Genomic DNA, 349 nt, shown 5'->3' on the forward strand with positions numbered 1-349 from the left:
CGTTTTCATAACAATGAACTGTCCTTTGGGCATACTTTTAAGCTCGTCCGTTGTCATTAACGGTCTGCCGATCATCTGCAGCGACTGGCTTTTATCTCTGCCGTGCGAAACAGAACCGCTTAATACCGTCTGTTCTCCCAATGATTTGGACAGAATTTCCGCAGACTGTGAATTCGGGGCAAAACCTCCGAAAATGGTCAGCTGCGTGTTGTCGGTTATGATCTCCTGTCCCTCTCTGCCGTAATTCTTATCGAGCTGCGCAAAGGACTGAATAATCGCAACAATGCTTATCCGTCTTGAACGGCTTGCGGAAAACATAGCTTCAGCTCCCTCTATTTTAGGAAAAGTG

1 protein-coding gene is annotated in these 349 nt (G+C 46.7%); it reads right to left on the bottom strand.

Annotated features, from left to right (window positions below):
- A partial coding sequence (locus ACYQ0N_RS15435; protein ID WP_460163197.1) for a type IV secretory system conjugative DNA transfer family protein occupies nt 1-349 on the bottom strand: 349 nt, incomplete at both ends.

This window comes from Ruminococcus sporogenes (genome assembly GCF_054655175.1).